Origin of the sequence: Streptomyces corynorhini, from assembly GCF_003346515.1 — a bacterium.
Taxonomy (GTDB): Bacteria; Actinomycetota; Actinomycetes; order Streptomycetales; family Streptomycetaceae; genus Streptomyces; species Streptomyces corynorhini.
On the sequence record NZ_QQNA01000231.1, the window covers coordinates 1 to 3,253 of the forward strand.

General features: G+C 72.9%; 2 protein-coding genes. One reads left to right on the forward strand and one right to left on the reverse strand.

The window, feature by feature from the left end; genetic code table 11:
- Window positions 1–190 precede the first annotated feature (190 nt).
- Complete coding sequence (locus DVH02_RS25870; RefSeq protein WP_114626266.1) at window positions 191–1,363, reverse strand: acyl-CoA dehydrogenase family protein; 1,173 nt, start codon at window positions 1,361–1,363, stop codon at window positions 191–193.
- A gap of 372 nt (window positions 1,364–1,735) precedes the next feature.
- Between DVH02_RS25870 and DVH02_RS25875 the strand changes: the two genes are divergently transcribed.
- Window positions 1,736–2,998 (forward strand): glycoside hydrolase family 18 protein, encoded by a 1,263-nt coding sequence (locus tag DVH02_RS25875; RefSeq protein WP_114626267.1) that lies wholly within the window; start codon window positions 1,736–1,738, stop codon window positions 2,996–2,998.
- Window positions 2,999–3,253 lie beyond the last annotated feature (255 nt).

The window sequence follows — 3,253 nt, forward strand, 5'->3', positions numbered from 1 at the left end:
CAGGAGCAGGACACCGCGCTGCTGCTGACGCTGCCCCAGGGGCTGGACTGGCGTACGCAGCCCTTCTCCCACGTGGGCGGTCCCGGATCGCGGCCGTTCAGGCCGGTGGCCGTGCGACGGGCCGCGGCCTGACCGTCCGGCACGCCGGGCCGGCACGCCGCGCCGGGCCGACGGTCGACCGGCCCGGCGGTCAGCGGGTCTCGGGACCGGCCAGATGCCGCGCGATCACCATGCGCTGGATCTGGTTGGTGCCCTCGACGATCTGCAGCACCTTCGCCTCGCGCAGATACCGCTCCGCGGGGAAGTCGGCGGTGTAGCCGTATCCGCCGAGCACCTGGACGGCGTCGACGGTGACCGCCATCGCCGCGTCGGTGCAGAAGAGTTTGGCCATGGCCGCCTGCGTCGAGAAGGGCCGGCCCGCGTCGCGCAGCCGCGCGGCGGCCAGATAGAGCGAGCGCCCCGCCTCGACGCGGGTGGCCATGTCGGCGAGCAGGAAGCGCAGCCCCTGGAAGTCGGCGACGGGCCGGCCGAACTGGCTGCGCCCGGTGGCGTACTGGACGGCCTCGTCCAGGGCCGCCTGCGCGAGGCCGACCGCGCAGGCGGCGATGCCGAGGCGTCCGGAGTCCAGCGCGGACAGGGCGATCCCGAACCCCTGCCCCTCGTCGCCGAGGCGCCGGTCGTCGGCCACCCGCACGCCGTCGAAGTGGAGTTGGGCGGTGGGCGAGCCGTTCATGCCCATCTTCTTCTCGGGCACGGCCGCGGTGAGGCCCGGCGCGTCGCCCGGCACGAGGAAGGCGGTGATGCCGCGCGCCCCGGGGCCGCCCGTCCTGGCCAGGACGGTGTAGAAGTCCGCGATGCCGCCGTGGGTGATCCACGCCTTGGTGCCGGTGATGACCCACTCGTCGCCGTCCCGTACGGCCTTCGTGCTCAGTGAGGCGGCGTCGGAGCCCGCGGCGGGCTCGGAGAGGCAGTACGCGCCGAGCAGTCCGCCGCCCAGCATCGCGGGCAGCCGGGCGGCACGCTGCTCCGCGCGGCCGTAACCGGCCAGCGCGTGGCAGGCGAGGGTGTGCACGCTCACGCCGAGGCCGACCGTGAGCCGGGCCGCGGCCAGTTCTTCGAGGACCTGGAGGTAGACCTCGTAGGGCTGGTCCCCGCCGCCGTCGGCGGATCCGTACGGGAGGCCGAGGAGGCCCGACGAGGAGAGCGTGCTGAACAGTGCGCGCGGGAAGTGGCCCGCTTCCTCCTCCTCGGCCGCCTTCGGGGCGATCTCCCGCCGGCTGATGTCGCGTACGAGGGCGATGAGGTCCTTGGACTCCTCGGTGGGCAGCTGACGTTCCACCGGTCGCGGGGCGCGGTCGGACATGGCGGCGCTCTCCTCCCTGTCGGGCGCTACGGCGGACGCGCACGCAGGGTGTGGTGGCGCCGCCGGCTGAGGTCCGGGGACGATCCCCGGAACGTGATTCTGCCCGGCCGACGCGGCCGACCCGGATCGCGGGACGGCTGATCATCTGCCGTGGCGCGTTGAGTATGCCCGACCGGGGCGGTTACGTCACTGGTCACGGGCCCCGCCCCGGGGCACGGGCGCGCGCTCGCGCCGGTCGGGCGGCCACGGAACCTGGTCCACACCATTGACCCCAGTGGTCTAGTCCTTCTAACGTCCACTCACACAGCACCATCTCCCGTCACCCAGCGGGACGTTCCCCCCACTCGCTCTTCTCCCCCACGAGGAGACTCCATGCTCACCTTCCCCCGTGCCCGCCTCCGGGCGCTGACGGCCGCCGCCTGTACGGCCGCGCTCGGCGTGACCCTGCTCTCCGGAGCCGGAGCCGACGCCGCCTCGGCCGGTGAGGCCGCGGCCCCCGCCGTCGCCGCTGCCCCCGCCGCCCAGCCGACCGCCGCCGGCGGCAAGGTCGTCGGCTACTTCACCAACTGGGGCGTATACGACCGGAATTACCACGTCAAGAACATCGAGACCTCCGGCTCCGCCGACCAGCTCACCCACATCAACTACGCCTTCGGCAATGTCACCGGCGGCAAGTGCGCGATCGGCGACTCGTACGCCGACTACGAGAAGGCGTACACCGCCGACCAGAGCGTGGACGGCGCGGCCGACGGCTGGGACCAGGAGCTGCGCGGCAACTTCAACCAGCTGCGCAAGCTGAAGGAGCGCCACCCCGGCCTCAAGGTGATCTGGTCCTTCGGCGGCTGGTCGTGGTCCGGCGGCTTCGGGGAGGCGGCCAAGGATCCGGCCGGCTTCGCGAAGTCCTGCCACGACCTGGTGGAGGACCCGCGCTGGGCCGATGTGTTCGACGGTATCGACATCGACTGGGAGTACCCGAACGCCTGCGGGCTGACCTGCGACTCCAGCGGTCGCGAGGCGTTCACGGACGTCGCGCGGGCGCTGCGCGGGGAGTTCGGTACGGATCTGGTGACGGCGGCGATCACCGCGGACGGTTCGGACGGCGGGAAGATCGACGCCGCCGACTACGCGGGCGCCGCGCAGTACCTCGACTGGTACAACCCGATGACGTACGACTTCTTCGGCGCCTTCGCCCCGCAGGGCCCCACCGCCCCGCACTCGCCGCTCACCTCCTACGCGTCCATCCCCACCGAGGGCTTCGACTCGGACGCGGCGATCAGCAAGCTCAAGGGCCTGGGCATCCCGGCCGAGAAGCTGCTGCTGGGCATCGGCTTCTACGGCCGGGGCTGGAGCGGCGTCACGCAGGCGGAGCCGGGCGGCAGCGCCACCGGCGCGGCGCCCGGCACGTACGAGGCGGGCATCGAGGACTACAAGGTGCTCACGTCCTCCTGCCCGGCGAACGGTACGGTCGCGGGCACCGCTTACGCCTTCTGCGGCGACCAGTGGTGGAGCTACGACACCCCCGCGACCATCGCCGGGAAGATGGCCTACAAGGACCAGCAGGGGCTGGGCGGGACGTTCTTCTGGGAGCTGAGCGGGGACACCGCCGACGGTGAGCTGATCAAGGCCATCGACTAGGGCGTGTCCCGGACCCGCGCGGGCGGCGGTCCGCCGCGCGTGCGCCCACCGACTCGCCGGGGGCGGGGTGCCCGATCGGCCCCCGCCCCCGGCGACCGCCCTGATCGGGCCCGATCCGATCCGAACGAGAGGCCCGATCCGAACGAGAGGCCCTAGGGTCTTTCGTTCGGATCAGGCCGGATCAGGCCGGATGAGGGAGCGGGGTCTGGTGCCGTGGATCGCGAGGCGGAGGAGGGAGCCCACGCGGAGCGGAGG

Coding starts and splice junctions, on each gene's coding strand:
- DVH02_RS25870 (WP_114626266.1), bottom strand. CDS start 1,363: ATGTCCGACCGCGCCCCGCGACCGGTGGAACGTCAGCTGCCCACCGAG.
- DVH02_RS25875 (WP_114626267.1), top strand. CDS start 1,736: ATGCTCACCTTCCCCCGTGCCCGCCTCCGGGCGCTGACGGCCGCCGCC.